The organism is Cycloclasticus sp. PY97N (assembly GCF_002443175.1).
GTDB lineage: Bacteria > Pseudomonadota > Gammaproteobacteria > Methylococcales > Cycloclasticaceae > Cycloclasticus > Cycloclasticus pugetii.
Genome location: NZ_CP023664.1, coordinates 931,551 through 946,013 on the forward strand (window position 1 = coordinate 931,551; position 14,463 = coordinate 946,013).

The 14,463-nt window shown below is 41.3% G+C and carries 14 protein-coding genes; 13 read left to right on the top strand and 1 reads right to left on the bottom strand.

Annotated features, from left to right (window positions below; genetic code table 11):
• The first annotated feature begins 12 nt into the window (after positions 1-12).
• The 13 genes from murA to CPC19_RS04735 all read left to right on the top strand — a co-directional run bounded on the left by murA (position 13) and on the right by CPC19_RS04735 (position 13,067).
• The gene (gene murA / locus CPC19_RS04675) at positions 13-1,278 is read left to right on the top strand and encodes a UDP-N-acetylglucosamine 1-carboxyvinyltransferase (RefSeq protein ID WP_016389959.1); all 1,266 of its coding nucleotides are present in this window, start codon (positions 13-15) and stop codon (positions 1,276-1,278) included.
• Between the two features lie 4 nt (positions 1,279-1,282).
• On the top strand, positions 1,283-1,912 hold the full coding sequence (hisG, locus tag CPC19_RS04680; protein ID WP_016389960.1) for an ATP phosphoribosyltransferase: 630 nt from the start codon (positions 1,283-1,285) through the stop codon (positions 1,910-1,912).
• A gap of 3 nt (positions 1,913-1,915) precedes the next feature.
• A complete protein-coding gene (gene hisD, locus CPC19_RS04685) occupies positions 1,916-3,214 on the top strand; it encodes a histidinol dehydrogenase (RefSeq protein ID WP_016389961.1) in 1,299 nt (432 codons plus the stop codon).
• Positions 3,215-3,218: 4 nt separating this feature from the next.
• Positions 3,219-4,304, top strand: a complete 1,086-nt coding sequence (gene hisC, locus CPC19_RS04690) for a histidinol-phosphate transaminase (protein ID WP_016389962.1) — start codon at positions 3,219-3,221, stop codon at positions 4,302-4,304.
• A 145-nt stretch (positions 4,305-4,449) separates the two neighbouring features.
• Positions 4,450-5,043, top strand: coding sequence for a ubiquinol-cytochrome c reductase iron-sulfur subunit (gene petA, locus CPC19_RS04695; protein ID WP_015006435.1), 594 nt, complete (start codon positions 4,450-4,452; stop codon positions 5,041-5,043).
• Between the two features lie 8 nt (positions 5,044-5,051).
• Positions 5,052-6,269 (top strand): cytochrome bc complex cytochrome b subunit, encoded by a 1,218-nt coding sequence (locus tag CPC19_RS04700; protein ID WP_016389963.1) that lies wholly within the window; start codon positions 5,052-5,054, stop codon positions 6,267-6,269.
• Positions 6,266-7,003, top strand: coding sequence for a cytochrome c1 (locus CPC19_RS04705; protein ID WP_016389964.1), 738 nt, complete (start codon positions 6,266-6,268; stop codon positions 7,001-7,003). Before CPC19_RS04700 ends, CPC19_RS04705 begins: the two co-directional genes overlap by 4 nt.
• 79 nt (positions 7,004-7,082) lie before the next feature.
• Positions 7,083-7,730 carry a glutathione S-transferase N-terminal domain-containing protein gene (locus CPC19_RS04710; protein WP_015006432.1) on the top strand — a complete coding sequence of 216 codons (648 nt, stop codon included), beginning with the start codon at positions 7,083-7,085 and terminating at the stop codon, positions 7,728-7,730.
• A 6-nt stretch (positions 7,731-7,736) separates the two neighbouring features.
• On the top strand, positions 7,737-8,126 hold the full coding sequence (locus tag CPC19_RS04715; RefSeq protein WP_015006431.1) for a ClpXP protease specificity-enhancing factor: 390 nt from the start codon (positions 7,737-7,739) through the stop codon (positions 8,124-8,126).
• Between the two features lie 529 nt (positions 8,127-8,655).
• Positions 8,656-10,197, top strand: coding sequence for a long-chain fatty acid--CoA ligase (locus CPC19_RS04720; RefSeq protein ID WP_016389965.1), 1,542 nt, complete (start codon positions 8,656-8,658; stop codon positions 10,195-10,197).
• A 163-nt stretch (positions 10,198-10,360) separates the two neighbouring features.
• Complete coding sequence (locus tag CPC19_RS04725) at positions 10,361-10,804, top strand: thioesterase family protein (RefSeq protein ID WP_016389967.1); 444 nt, start codon at positions 10,361-10,363, stop codon at positions 10,802-10,804.
• Positions 10,801-11,481, top strand: coding sequence for an ATPase of PP-loop superfamily protein (locus CPC19_RS04730; RefSeq protein WP_016389969.1), 681 nt, complete (start codon positions 10,801-10,803; stop codon positions 11,479-11,481). Before CPC19_RS04725 ends, CPC19_RS04730 begins: the two co-directional genes overlap by 4 nt.
• Positions 11,478-13,067 carry a YdiU family protein gene (locus CPC19_RS04735; RefSeq protein WP_016389971.1) on the top strand — a complete coding sequence of 530 codons (1,590 nt, stop codon included), beginning with the start codon at positions 11,478-11,480 and terminating at the stop codon, positions 13,065-13,067. Before CPC19_RS04730 ends, CPC19_RS04735 begins: the two co-directional genes overlap by 4 nt.
• Here CPC19_RS04735 and CPC19_RS04740 read toward each other — a convergent pair whose 3' ends face one another.
• Positions 13,068-14,381, bottom strand: a complete 1,314-nt coding sequence (locus CPC19_RS04740; RefSeq protein WP_016389972.1) for an APC family permease — start codon at positions 14,379-14,381, stop codon at positions 13,068-13,070. It lies immediately after the preceding gene.
• Between the last annotated feature and the right edge of the window lie 82 nt (positions 14,382-14,463).

A 14,463-nucleotide genomic window follows, 5' to 3' on the forward strand; every position in this document is an offset into this window, starting at 1 on the left:
GGTAGGTAGAAAATGGATAAGTTGATTATTCAAGGCAGTGGGCCGCTCTCAGGAGAAATACGTATTTCAGGTGCAAAAAATGCGGCCTTGCCAATTTTGGCAGGTGCGTTGCTTGCCGAAAACCCAGTTATTATTGGGAATGTTCCTCATCTGCATGATATTACAACCACAATGAGTCTGCTAGGACAGATGGGTGTTACCTTATCGGTCGATGAAAAAGTAAGAATTGAAGTAGATTCATCTACGATCTCCACCTTTAAAGCACCTTATGAACTGGTAAAAACAATGCGGGCATCAATTATTGTTTTAGGCCCATTATTAGCACGTTTTGGTAAAGCAGAAGTTTCCTTGCCAGGTGGTTGCGCAATTGGTTCACGACCGGTGAATATTCACTTAAAGGGCTTGGAGGCAATGGGCGCTGATATTCGAGTTGAGAATGGGTATATTCATGCGTCATGCGATCGGCTTAAAGGTGCAAGGCTTGTGTTAGATATGGTGACAGTGACAGGGACTGAAAACTTGATGATGGCTGCGACGTTAGCAGAAGGAACAACCATTATAGAAAATGCTGCACGTGAACCTGAAGTGAGTGATTTAGCTAACTTTCTAAATAAATTAGGTGCAAAAATATCAGGTATTGGAACAGACACCTTGACCATCGAAGGTGTTGAATCGCTAGCAACTAAAAATTTAGTGTATGACATTCTTCCGGATAGGATTGAAGCGGGCACCTATTTGGTGGCGGCTGCAACAACCGGGGGGAAGATTAAAATCAAAGACGTTGACCCTGGTACCTTAGATATGGTGTTGTCAAAATTGCAAGAAGCCGGTGCAGAATTGACCATAGGCGACGATTGGATTGAGTTGGATATGAAGGGGCAACGTGCTAAAGCTGTGTCTTTTAAAACAGCGCCATACCCAGGTTTTCCAACAGATATGCAAGCACAATTTATGGTGCTTAATACACTGGCTGAAGGGACATCGGTTATTACAGAAACGATTTTTGAAAATCGCTTTATGCATGTTCATGAGTTACAGCGTTTAGGTGCTGATATTAAATTAGAAGGTAATACAGCTATTTGTGTCGGTAAAGAAATGCTGGAAGGCGCAACAGTGATGGCAACAGATTTAAGAGCATCTGCAAGTCTGGTTATTGCTGGTTTAGTCTCTAAAGGCGAAACAATTATTGAGCGGATTTACCATATCGACCGTGGTTATGAATGTATTGAAGAAAAAACCGCTTTATTAGGCGGTCAAATACGCCGAGTACCTAGCTAGTTCAATGTTAACAATAGCAATTTCAAAAGGCCGGATTTTAAAAGATACGCTCCCGTTGTTGGCTGAGGCGGGCATCGAGCCATCTGAGGATTTATCTAAAACACGGAAACTGATTGTGCCAAGTGTTTGTGGTAAGGTTAATTTAGTCATCATAAGGGCTACTGATGTGCCAACCTTCGTAGAGTATGGCGCAGCAGATGTCGGCGTGACGGGTAAGGATACGCTGGTTGAACATGGTAGCGATAACCTTTATGAGCCGTTAGACTTAAATATTGCAAAATGTCGTTTAATGACGGCGATTGTAACGGGTAAAAAACTACCAACCGGTAAAATTCGAGTAGCGTCTAAATACGTGTCGTTAACGGAACAATATTTTGCTAAAAAAGGCCAACAAGTAGAAATTATTAAGTTATATGGCTCTATGGAGTTGGCACCTATTGTAGGCTTGGCCGATTGTATTGTGGATTTAGTCGATACTGGTAATACATTAAAAGCTAATGGTATGGAGCCACTAGACTTTATTATGGACATTAGCTCTAGGCTGGTCATTAATAAAGCCTCAATGAAAATGAAGTATCAACAAATTAAGACGCTGATTAAGACATTAGAAGTGGCTGTTGATAACAGGCGTTAATAAATGAATATACAAACGTTGAACGCATCGAGTACTGATTTTGATCAATCACTTGCTGATTTGTTGGCTTGGGATGATGTAGAAGATAGCTCGGTTAATCAAACCGTCAGTGAAATAATACAGGCTGTCCGCCAGCATGGTGATGCGGCGCTATTGTCATATACTCAAGAGTTTGATCAATGGGAAGCCAGCGCCGATAACCTTGTTGTTGAACAAGAGCAGCTCGCTAGTGCTTGGGATCAATTACCGGATGAGCACTCAAAGGCACTTAAAGTCGCCGCTGATAGGATTCGTCACTATGCCGAACAGCAAAAAGCACAATCATGGGATTTTGTCGATGAGATGGGTAATACGCTCGGTCAGAAAGTTACCCCACTTGAACGTGTTGGTGTATATGTGCCGGGCGGTAAAGCGGCATACCCATCTTCAGTGTTGATGAATATTATTCCTGCGAAAGTAGCGGGCGTATCACAGATTGTAATGGTTACCCCGACTCCTAAGGGCGAACTAAACGCATTAGTTCTTGGGGCTGCCTGGCTTGCGGGCGTAGATAAGGTGATTAAAGTGGGTGGGGCGCAAGCCGTGGCAGCGCTTGCTTATGGAACAGAAACCGTGCCGAGAGTTGATAAGATTGTTGGGCCGGGTAATATTTTTGTCGCGACAGCAAAAAAGATGGTTTTCGGTCAAGTAGGTATAGACATGATTGCTGGTCCGTCTGAAATTCTTATTGTTTGTGATGGAAAAACCAATCCAGATTGGATAGCGATGGATCTTTTTTCGCAAGCAGAACATGACGAAAAAGCGCAGTCGATACTCGTTTCACTAGATGAAGGGTTCATTGAAGAGGTTAAGGCGAGCATAAAAAAATTACTTCCTACGCTTGAGCGTTCACAGGTCATAAAAGCCTCATTAGAAGGTAGGGGTGGGTTTATTTATGCAGAAACAAAAGAACAAGCGATAAGCATTGCTAATAAAATAGCGCCAGAGCATCTTGAGTTATCAGTAGATAATGCTGAGCAGTGGGCTGAAGAGATTGAACACGCGGGTGCAATATTTATAGGTAGATACACGCCGGAAGCACTGGGCGATTATTGCGCTGGACCTAACCATGTCTTACCGACATCTGGCACAGCGAGATTCTCATCACCACTGGGCGTTTATGATTTTCAAAAGCGCACTAGCATGATTAATTGCAGTAAAACTGGGGCCTCAGCACTCTCTGATACAGCGTCTATTTTGGCGCGCGGTGAGGCTTTAACAGCCCATGCAAAATCTGCAGAATACCGTAAAATAAACGGCTAGTAGGATGTCAAAAACAAACAAAATAGTTGAAGACTTAATTCGCCCAGAAATACAGCAAATGGCGGCTTATCATGTGCCAGAAGCAACAGGGCTGATTAAGTTGGATGCGATGGAAAACCCATTTCCGTGGCCTAAGGCAATGAAAGAAGAGTGGTTACAACTACTTTCAAATGTTGAGCCTAATAGATATCCAGATCCATCAGCTAGGGAATTGATAACTGGGTTGCGTGATTGCTTTGATGTGCCAGCAGAATTAGGGGTAGTGCTTGGTAATGGCTCTGATGAGCTGATACAACTTATTTTAATGGCGATGAACGATCGAAGTGCTGTCATAGCGCCAACACCAAGTTTTGTTATGTACCAGCACATTGCAAATTCTCTCGGTTTGCCTTTCACCGGTGTGCCGCTTAACGAAGACTTTAGCTTGAATATGTCAGCTATGAAGGCTGCAATTAAACAAGAAGACCCGGCTGTTATATTTTTATCATACCCAAATAACCCGACGGCAAACTTATTTGATGATGATGATTTAATTCAAATTTTAGAATTGGCTAATGGCATAGTCGTGATTGATGAGGCGTATCAGCCTTTCGCATGCAAAACGTTTATGAATCGAACGCCAGATTTTAAAAATTTATTAGTGATGCGGACAGTGTCTAAATTAGGTTTGGCAGGGTTGAGGCTTGGTTTTGTAGTGGGCCACCCATGTCTGACAGACGAGCTTGAAAAAATACGCCTGCCATACAATATTAATGTTTTTACACAATTAACGGCTACATTTGCATTTAAACACATTGATACTCTAAATCAGCAAGCCGCCGTTATTCGCGAACAACGTGAACGGTTACTGAGCGGCTTAACGTCATTTGCTGGAGTGAAAGTTTTCCCGAGTGATGCCAACTTTATATTATTCTCATTGTTATCCGATTCTGCGGAGCGTGTTTTTGAGCAATTAAAGCAAGCCGGTGTGTTAATTAAAAAAATGGCTAGTAATCCCGGTTTGCCGGCGGAATGTCTTCGCGTCACAGTAGGCACACGTTCGGAAAATGATTTATTTATTGAAAAATTTGCTTCAATACTAAAGCAGTAAATCAAAAAAGAGTTGTATATGGCATACAATTTCTCTTCTAGGCTTTGTTAGCTGACCCTAAAAAAATAAAATATGCTAAAATCCTGCGAATAAGTGCCGTGCAAAATGTGCATGTGTAATTTACGATGATTTTATGGAGATTTAGATGAGCGAACAAGTAGTAGATAAGCGCAGGCGTCTTTTTTTAACCGCTGCAGCTACTGCGGTAACGGGAGTGGGTGCGGCTTATGTGGCGGTTCCATTTATAGCGTCAATGAACCCAAGTGACCGTGCAAAAGCGGCGGGTGCTCCAGTTGAGGCTGATATTGGTAAGTTAGAACCCGGGCAGCTGATTCGTGTTGAATGGCGTGGGAAACCGGTTTGGGTGTTGAAACGTAGTCAAGAAGCACTCGCTGAGATGGCTGAAATGACAGATATATTAAGGGATCCAGATTCAAATGAATCTGAGCAACCAGAGTCTTGTAAAAATGTATCGCGCTCTATTAAGCCAGAAGTTTTTATTGCAGTTGGTATTTGTACACATTTGGGTTGCTCTCCAACCTATAGACCCGAAGTGGCTCCAGAAGACTTAGGTCCTCAGTGGAAGGGTGGGTTTTTCTGCCCATGTCACGGTTCGTTGTTTGATTTGTCCGGTCGAGTTTACGCGGGCGTACCTGCACCATTAAATCTTGTGGTGCCGCCTCATGAATATATAACAGACACCAGAATATTAATTGGTTCATCAGGAGGGCAAGCATAATGAGTGGCATGTTAAAAAATGCGTTAGGGTGGGTGGATGAACGATTCCCACTAAGCAAAGTGTGGAATGAGCATCTTGCAGAATATTATGCACCTAAAAACTTCAACTGGATGTACTACTTTGGTTCGTTAGCGATATTGGTGCTAATTAATCAATTTATTACCGGTATTTTCTTAACAATTAACTACAAGCCAGATGCAAAGTTAGCGTTTGACTCTGTTGAGTACATCATGCGTGATGTCGAATGGGGTTGGTTGATTCGCTATATGCACTCAACAGGCGCATCTGCTTTTTTCATCGTTGTGTATTTACACATGTTCCGTGGTTTGATTTATGGCTCATTTAAAAAACCTCGTGAATTAGTCTGGGTATTCGGCATGATTATTTATGTCGCTCTTATGGCTGAAGCTTTTATGGGGTATTTATTACCATGGGGCCAAATGTCATATTGGGGAGCACAAGTGATTGTGTCTTTGTTTGGAGCGATTCCTTATGTTGGTGAAGATTTAGCACTATGGTTACGTGGTGACTATGTTATTTCTGATGCAACACTTAACCGCTTTTTTGCTTTTCATGTGATTGCGATTCCATTAGTACTGGTTATTTTGGTGTTTATGCACATTGTGGCATTGCATGCAGTGGGTTCTAACAACCCAGAAGGTATCGAGATTAAAAAGCACAAGGATGATAAAGGTGTACCGTTAGACGGAATACCATTCCACCCATACTATTCAGTCAAAGACTTAGTAGGTGTCGCGGTGTTCATGTTTGTCTTCGCATTAATTATTTTCTATATGCCGGAGATGGGAGGCTACTTCCTTGAGCACGCAAACTTTATACCTGCGGATCCATTGAAGACACCTGAGCATATTGCCCCGGTATGGTACTTCACACCGTTTTACGCAATCTTAAGAGCGGTGCCTGATAAGTTCCTAGGCGTTGTTGCAATGGGTGGTGCAATTTTTGTTTTATTCCTATTGCCTTGGTTAGATAGGGGTGTGAATAAATCAATACGTTATAGAGGCCCTATATTTAAAGCGGCGATAGTTGCATTTTGTGTTAGTTTCATTGGCTTAGGTTACTTTGGAATGCAGCCTGTAACAGAAATAGGCACCATAGCTTCTAGGCTCTTCTCGATTGTTTATTTTGCTTTTTTCTTATTAATGCCATTTTATTCAAACCTTGGCCAAGATAAATATGTTCCAGAGAGGGTAGAAGAGAAATGAAAAAACTAAGTTTGGCTTTATTAGTACTATTTTCATCACAATTGTTTGCTGCAGGTGGGGCAATTGAACTTGAGTCGGCGAGGATAGATTTAGATAACAAGGCGTCTTTACAACGGGGTGCTAAGTATTTTGTTAACTATTGTTTAAGTTGTCATTCAGCTAAGCAACTTAGATACTCAAGAATGGCGAAGGATTTAGAAATCCCGCCTGAATTAGTTGAGCTTAATCTAATGTTCACGGGTGAAAAAATATTTGATGGTATGACCATTTCAATGCGTCCAGAAGATGCAGTAAAGTGGTTTGGTGTTAACCCACCAGACTTATCATTGATTGCTAGGTCTCGTGGCTCTGACTGGTTATACACCTACCTAAAAAGCTTCTATGTAGATGCATCGCGCCCGTTTGGAGTGGACAATGCGTTGTTTCCAAAAGTAGGGATGCCACATGTATTGGCAGACTTACAAGGTATGCAACAAGCAGTCTATAAAGATGTTGAGCTTGAAGATGGTTCTATTCGTAAAGTGATAGATCGATTAGAAATCGTTGAGCCTGGTCGAATGACTGAAAAAGAATTTGATAAGGCGATGAATGACCTTGTTAATTTTATGACCTACATGGGCGAGCCAGCAAAACTTGAACGTCAACGCCTTGGTTGGAAAGTCTTGATGTTTATCTTCTTGATGATTGTCGTGTTCTATTTCTTAAAGAAAGAATATTGGAAAGACGTTCACTAAAAATATAATAAGCGGTACTAGTTGAGGAGCTTTGTATTTAACACAAAGCTCTTTCACATTTAATAAAACGGACAAAATAATGATAAATGCACTGAATAGAAAATCCATCATGACGCTTTTTGCAGACCCTGTGTGTCACTATAGTCACCGTGCTCGTTTTATATTGTGCGAAAAAAGTGCATCAGCTGAAGTTGAATTTGTAGATAGCAAGGAGTTCCCAGAAGACTTACAAGAGTTGAACCCGTATGGAACCTTACCTATTTTAATTGACAGGGATTTAGCCTTATTCAATTCAAGAATTATTATGGAATATTTGGATGAACGCTTTCCGCATCCACCGTTATATCCTATTGACCCTGTATCCCGTGCGCGTTCTCGTCTGTTAATACATAGAATTGATCAAGACTGGTATACCCTACTTGATGATATTGTTAATGCAGGTGAGAAAAAAGCGGCAAAAGCAAAGAAACTACTTAGAGAAAACTTAATCGCTTCTATTCCATTGTTTGAATCAAATAAATACTTTTTAAGTGATGAGTTTACATTGGTAGATGGTGTACTGGCTCCTTTACTTTGGCGTCTACCACTATATGGTATTGAATTACCTAAAGAAGCAAAGGCCATTAAGGACTATATTGCTCGAGTCACAAAACGTGACACCTTCCAAGAAAGCATGAGCAAAGAAGAGCTTGATATGATGGAAAGTCATATATTAATGGCCTCTTAATTATCAATGACGCCACTCAAGCCTTATTTAGTACGCTCTTTACATGAGTGGATACTTGAAAACGGAATGACTCCCTATCTTTTAGTTGATGCAAGCTATGAGGGGGTCATTGTTCCGACTGCATATGTATCGGATGAGCGTATTATTTTAAATACTAACCCGAGCGCAGTACAAAATTGGTTTTTAGATAATGAGGCTATTTCTTTTTCTGCTCGGTTCTCTGGTCAGTCTGAAAACCTATATATCCCGATCAATGCTGTTTTAGCGACGTATGCAAAAGAAAATGGTAAAGGGATGATGTTTGATGAACGCTTTGAAGATGACGTGCCACCAGATCCTGATAAATCGCCGGCAAAAAAAGAAACTAAAAAACCGGTGTTAAAAATAGTTAAATAATGTCTATGACGGCTACATAAACGTAGTGGCATGAATTAGACATAAAACCATCTCAGTTCTCGTCCTTAGTGGTAAGTAGCACTTATTGCTAATCTATTCGTGGTAATAACGGTATCATTCAAAATGCTTTGCCTGCTGGTGTTTATTTTACGGTTGCTCATCAGTTGGGATTACGGATTATTCACTAAAGTCCATTAATAGACTACCCTGTTATCTCAGTGCTAATCTAGCTTTCTTATCATCTGGTTCGGCTAAGTCTTATCGGTAAGCTATCTTGTAATTACTTGCTGTTAAACAGAGCTGTTCGATCAAAAAGCTAACGACAATCATCAAACCTACGTAAACTATTTTTTAGTTCATTAAAATGAAACGCTTGCTTTAGCGCTTCTAGGTTGCTATCAGTATATTGTCACGTTATGGTTGGCTGCTAATAATATGTGTGATAAATAACTAACATCGTAGAGTAAATAACTTACCGCTTACTCATTAATAAATATAAGCCATTAAATGGCAATAAAAGAGAGCATAAATGAGCCATAAAATATCTTTAATAGATGCGTTTAACACTACTTCAAGCACCTATGCTAATAGTGTTGCGGTTATTGACAATGATACGTCATGTACTTTCATAGCGTTAAAAACTGCTTCAGATAAATTTGCTCACGGGCTGCTAAAAAGGGGTATTAAAAAAGGCGACACAGTCGCCTTGTATTGCATAAACAGTATTGAGTTTGCGATAGCTTATATGGGTATCGTTAAGGCTGGAGCTGTTGTGGTTCCTATTAATTTACTTCAAAAAGCGGCTGAAATCATTTATGTGATGACAAATGCACAGGTTAAAGGTGTTATTTACCATGAAGCTTTTCAGGCGAATATGGATGACATTGCTGCAGAGATATCAGCACCGTTATTTAATATTTGTATCCGCGCTAATCGTGAAGAATCTGCTGATTGGAAGCAACTTTGTGATAATGATGGCTCATTACCAAATATAAAAATTGACCCAGTTAATGACTTAGCGGCTATTTTATACACGTCCGGTACTACGGGGAAACCAAAAGGTGCGATGCTGACACATCACAATTTAGTGAGCAATACATCTAGTGTCTTTCAGGCAATGAAATGGCAAGCAGGTAAAGAGGTGATTGTTTTAGTGTTACCAATGTTTCATGCGTTTGCAGCGACTGTGGGCATGCTGACCCCTCTGACCCATGGCTGTGCTTTTGTTCCCGTTGCCAAGTTTGAACCTGATAATTTGCTTACCATCATCGAAAAAACTAACAGTACCGTTTTTCTTGGTGTGCCTAGTATGTACAACGTGTTGCTAAATACTCGTAACGATAAGTGTGCACGCTTTCGTTCAATTAAGTTATGTGTGTCTGGTGGTGCGTCGATGCCGGTAGACATATTAAATCGTTTTGAACAAAAATTTGGCGTGCCCATTTATGAAGGCGATGGGCCAACAGAGTGTTCACCGGTAACTTGTGTAAATCCAGTAGGCGGCATTCGAAAAATAGGCACGGTTGGTCTGCCTGTACCCAATGTTGAAATGAAAATTCTTAATGAACAGGGTGTGGAGTTGCCGGTAGGTGAAATTGGTGAAATTGCCGTTCGTGGCGATAATGTGATGAAAGGCTATTGGCAATTGCCAGAGGCGACCAAAGAGTCTTTTTATGAAGATTGGTTCTTAACCGGTGACTTAGGTAACGTTGACGAAGAGGGTTACTTTAGTATTCTCGATCGGAAAAAAGATATGGTTATTGTTAACGGTATGAATGTTTATCCGCGGATTATTGAAGAGGTGCTGTATCGCTATGACGGAATATTAGAAGCAGCGGTAATTGGGCAAACAGATGAACTACATGGTGAAATCCCCGTTGCCTATGTCGTGTTAAAAGAGAGCGTTGAGGCGAGCTCAGCCGATATACGTCGTTGGTGTCGTCAACACTTAGGCAGTTATGAAGTGCCAAGAAAAGTCGTTTTTATGGATACACTTCCTAAAAATGGTGCTGGTAAGATCGTGAAGCGGGTTTTAAATAAGCGCGGTGAAATAGAAAGGGGTGTTCAATAGTTCGACTGTTATGGTTGTTTTCAATAGGGCACTTAAATGATGGGTATGTTTTCTATAGCTCTAAGCGTTAAGAATATTGAAATATATTGTCCTAAAGCGGCGGTGTCCAAGTCGTTATAATGACAAACGTAATGAATAATTTATAAGGTTCAAAGGGCTGTTGATGAGTAAACAAGAATTTAACCATGTCTTTCCATTATCTGTTCGCTGGGGTGACGCAGATGTTTATGGACATATTAATAATGTTGAATTTGTTCGTTATGTTGAATCCGGTCGAGTTGCTTACTGCGAAGAGGTGATGGGCTTAACCCTTAAAGCGGGTATAGAGTCGGGCTGGGTATTAGCGGATATGCAATGTAGGTATCTAAAACAAGTCCATTATCCAGCCTTACTTGAGGTTCATACGCGCATTAGTCAAATGGGTAATAAAAGCGCAACAATGTTAGCCGATATTTATCACAAAGGTCAGGATACTCCCGTACTAACAAGCCGAGGAGTGATAGTTTGGTTTGATATGAAACGTCAACAAACAGCCCCAATTCCCAACGATATTAAAGCAAAAGTTGCTTCTTTTGAACAATCGGTAGAAGGTGTAACGCTACCATGACAAAGAAAAAAACCTTATTATCGTGGAGTAGTGGTAAAGATAGCGCGTGGACACTTTATCAACTTCAGCAAGATGAGGATATTGAACTGCTTGGTTTAGTAACAACGGTCAATCAAACACACCAACGTGTTGCGATGCATGCAGTTCGTGTGGAACTGCTAAAGCAACAAGCGGCGGCGGCAGACCTCCCCTTATATATTATCCCCATTCCATCGCCATGTAGTAATAATGAATATAACCGAGCAATGAGTGCTTTTTTTGAATCCATCGAAAAGCTGGGTGCCACGCATATGGCCTTTGGCGACTTATTTTTAGAGGATATTCGCCAATACCGAATAGACAACTTAAAACCAACTGGGATAGAGCCTTTATTCCCACTCTGGTTGAAACCGACCGATCAACTAGCTCAACAGATGATAGCAGCTGGCTTAAAAACGCACATTACTTGTATTGACCCTAAGCAGTTGCCAGCCAGTTTTGTAGGGCGTGATTTTAACCAACAGTTTTTAGATGACTTACCGATTGGTGTTGATCCATGCGGTGAAAATGGTGAGTTTCATAGTTTTGCGTATGCTGGCCCGATGTTTAAGTACTCCATTGGCGTGTTGCTGGGTGAAGTCGTGGAACGTGATGGCTTTGTATTTGCCGACTTAATGCCAACCGAGGAGGCAGTATGAATAATTTAACCTTTAGTAATAAATTTGTAAGCCAGTTACCTGCCGATAATGTTAGCGAGAATTACCCGCGGCAGGTTCAGGGAGCTTGTTTTTCATGGGTTAGTCCAAAACAGATGAAGGCGCCATCGCTGGTTTCTTACTCTCTAGAAGCGGCGGCATTATTAGACTTAGATGAAGACGATTGCCTATCAAAACAGTTTCTCAATACTTTTTCAGGGAATGAACAACTCGATGGCATGCAGCCATATGCTACTTGTTACGGCGGCCATCAGTTTGGAAATTGGGCAGGGCAACTGGGCGATGGGCGAGCAATTAATTTAGGAGAAATTGTTAATAAAAAGGGTGAACGTTGGGCTTTGCAGCTTAAAGGAGCCGGGCCAACACCGTACTCTAGAACGGCAGATGGGTTAGCTGTTTTACGCTCTTCGATTAGAGAATTTTTGTGCAGTGAAGCGATGTTTCATCTTGGCGTGCCAACCACGCGGGCACTTAGTCTAGCAAGTACTGGCGAGCATGTTATGCGTGATGTGATGTACAACGGTAACCCAGCGCCTGAACCGGGGGCTGTCGTGTGTAGGCTCGCACCATCCTTTACGCGTTTCGGGCATTTTCAATATTATGCTCAGCAAAACACAGAGCTATTAAAACAGTTTGTTGATTACACGCTTGAAACCGATTTTCCGCACTTACTAGAAAAAGACTCAGTGCCTTCTAAGCAGATTTATCTGAAGTGGTTTGAAGAGGTCTGCAGATTAACTTGCGATATGGTCATAGAATGGATGCGAGTTGGTTTTGTTCACGGGGTCATGAATACCGACAATATGTCGATACTCGGTTTAACCATTGATTATGGTCCCTATGGTTGGCTTGAATCGTATGACCCTAACTGGACACCTAATACCACCGATGCAACACATCATCGTTATGCCTTTGCTCAACAAGCAAAAATAGCGCACTGGAATTTATATCAATTAGCAAATGCGATTTATCCGTTGATTGAGGAGGCAGAACCGTTGGAAAAAGCGCTTAACGAGTATGCTGAGCGTTACGGTCAACAATGGTTATTAATGATGTCTAAAAAGCTCGGTTTCTCGCAGCTTGAAGAAGAGACTGATAGTGAGTTGGTTAAACAATTGCTGTCATTTTTTAGTTTGCATGAAACAGATATGACGATTTTCTTTAGGCGATTAGCAGATATTCAGACAACTTCTGATGACTTTAACGTCGCAACAGCGATAGAGCATTTAAAGCCAGCGTTTTATATTGATGAGCTTGAGCTGCAGGCGAAAGAGGCGATCACCGAGTGGTTAGTTCGCTATGTGAAACGGTGCGAACAAGAGCCGCAAAATGCGGTGCAAAGAAGGGCCTTAATGAACAGCGTTAACCCTAAATATGTATTACGTAATTATTTGGCTCAACTGGCGATCGATAAATCAGAGAAAGGCGATCACAGCATGGTGAATGAGCTCTTAGAGGTTTTAAGGCACCCATATGATGAACAACCTGATAAAGAACACCTCAATCAAAAAAGGCCAGATTGGGCGAAGCATAAAGTAGGTTGTTCTATGCTGTCGTGTAGCTCTTAATTAAGGTTGGTTTTTTTTAGAATAAAGCCAAGCGCTTAAGGTCAGCAAAGCATATATTCCTACGATAAAAGCTAATTGCTGCGGTTGATGCGTAAACTCATAATAAATGATCAGTGCGGTGGCTAAAACAAGCCCGACGATGGAGCTTATTGTTATTAACGGGGAAGCCTTTGTTAGCTGCCGAATTTTAAAGTTTGCATAAGCCATCAATACAGAGACAAGCAAAAACGTAATGCTACCAAACTCAAGAATAATGCGCAGACTTCCAGCTAATATTAATAAAAATGCCATTATCGACATACCGATAATGGACGCAGTGGGTATTTGGCCAGAGCGTTTGGCGAGAATAGCAGGAAAGTAACCATCTTGAGCAATGACGGCCATTTGCCTTGAAGCACCGAATAAGGTGCCACTAATTGCACTACTGGTGGCTAACAGTGCACCAATAATAACAAGGTCTGTGCCCCAGTGGCCGAGTGTGTGATTTGCTCCAGCAGCGAGTGCATATTCCTGGTTCTCGATAATTTCTTCAAATGAGATAGCTAAAATGGCGCCAAGTGAAATCACAACATAAATCAAAATAGCTAAAAAAATAGCAGAATAAATTGATTTTGGAATATTGATCTCAGGCTGTTCCATTTCATTCACTGCATTGATGACTAGTTGAAACCCTTCGTAGGCGACAAAGGTCAGTGATGCCACAATAAGTATTGATAGAAGGCTAGTGTTTTGTTCGTTTTGCAGAAGCTCAGGCAGAGAGGTCTGGCTGTTGTTAATCAGCACAAAGGAGATCACGATTAGGATAATTAATTTGCTATAGACCATAATGTCTTCAATTTTACCCATACCTTTAACGCTCCATATATTGATTAGTGTGAAGCTTAAAATGATCAGTCCAGCAACGATTTTTCGCCCCCATTCATTGTTTGCAAAATCAACAGCACTAACGGCGTAAGAAGAAAAAGTATAGGCATATAAAGCAAGTGTACTGATATAACCAAAAATCACACACCAACCAATTAATGAGGCGGCAAACCGCGATTTGGGAAAGGTTCTTTTGTAAAACGAGTACGTAGCTCCTTCATCTTGGTAGTAAACGCCCAGCTTTATATATGAATAACAGGCTAATAAGGCAATTCCGCCGCCGATAAAGATAGCCACGGGTGTATACGCACCGACCATTGAAACAGAAATGCCCAAAATGGTAAAAATGCCTCCGCCAACCATCCCTCCCAATGCAATGGCAATTAATTCTGGCACGCCAAGAGTTTTTTCTCTTGCTCTATGGATGGTTTTTTTTTCAGCTCGTGTCATGATGGCTATTGATTAGTTAAGAACGCTATAGTTTTCGTTGGAAGGTTTTCTATTGTGTTTGGAGCTAATGATTGAAAGGTGT

Excerpts from the sequence above, each read along its gene's own strand:
- CPC19_RS04730 (WP_016389969.1), top strand. The coding sequence starts at position 10,801 with ATGACAAAGAAAAAAACCTTATTATCGTGGAGTAGTGGTAAAGATAGC.
- CPC19_RS04740 (WP_016389972.1), bottom strand. The coding sequence starts at position 14,381 with ATGACACGAGCTGAAAAAAAAACCATCCATAGAGCAAGAGAAAAAACT.
- CPC19_RS04715 (WP_015006431.1), top strand. The coding sequence starts at position 7,737 with ATGACGCCACTCAAGCCTTATTTAGTACGCTCTTTACATGAGTGGATA.
- hisG (WP_016389960.1), top strand. The coding sequence starts at position 1,283 with ATGTTAACAATAGCAATTTCAAAAGGCCGGATTTTAAAAGATACGCTC.
- CPC19_RS04735 (WP_016389971.1), top strand. The coding sequence starts at position 11,478 with ATGAATAATTTAACCTTTAGTAATAAATTTGTAAGCCAGTTACCTGCC.
- hisD (WP_016389961.1), top strand. The coding sequence starts at position 1,916 with ATGAATATACAAACGTTGAACGCATCGAGTACTGATTTTGATCAATCA.
- hisC (WP_016389962.1), top strand. The coding sequence starts at position 3,219 with ATGTCAAAAACAAACAAAATAGTTGAAGACTTAATTCGCCCAGAAATA.
- CPC19_RS04705 (WP_016389964.1), top strand. The coding sequence starts at position 6,266 with ATGAAAAAACTAAGTTTGGCTTTATTAGTACTATTTTCATCACAATTG.
- murA (WP_016389959.1), top strand. The coding sequence starts at position 13 with ATGGATAAGTTGATTATTCAAGGCAGTGGGCCGCTCTCAGGAGAAATA.
- petA (WP_015006435.1), top strand. The coding sequence starts at position 4,450 with ATGAGCGAACAAGTAGTAGATAAGCGCAGGCGTCTTTTTTTAACCGCT.
- CPC19_RS04700 (WP_016389963.1), top strand. The coding sequence starts at position 5,052 with ATGTTAAAAAATGCGTTAGGGTGGGTGGATGAACGATTCCCACTAAGC.
- CPC19_RS04725 (WP_016389967.1), top strand. The coding sequence starts at position 10,361 with ATGAGTAAACAAGAATTTAACCATGTCTTTCCATTATCTGTTCGCTGG.
- CPC19_RS04720 (WP_016389965.1), top strand. The coding sequence starts at position 8,656 with ATGAGCCATAAAATATCTTTAATAGATGCGTTTAACACTACTTCAAGC.
- CPC19_RS04710 (WP_015006432.1), top strand. The coding sequence starts at position 7,083 with ATGATAAATGCACTGAATAGAAAATCCATCATGACGCTTTTTGCAGAC.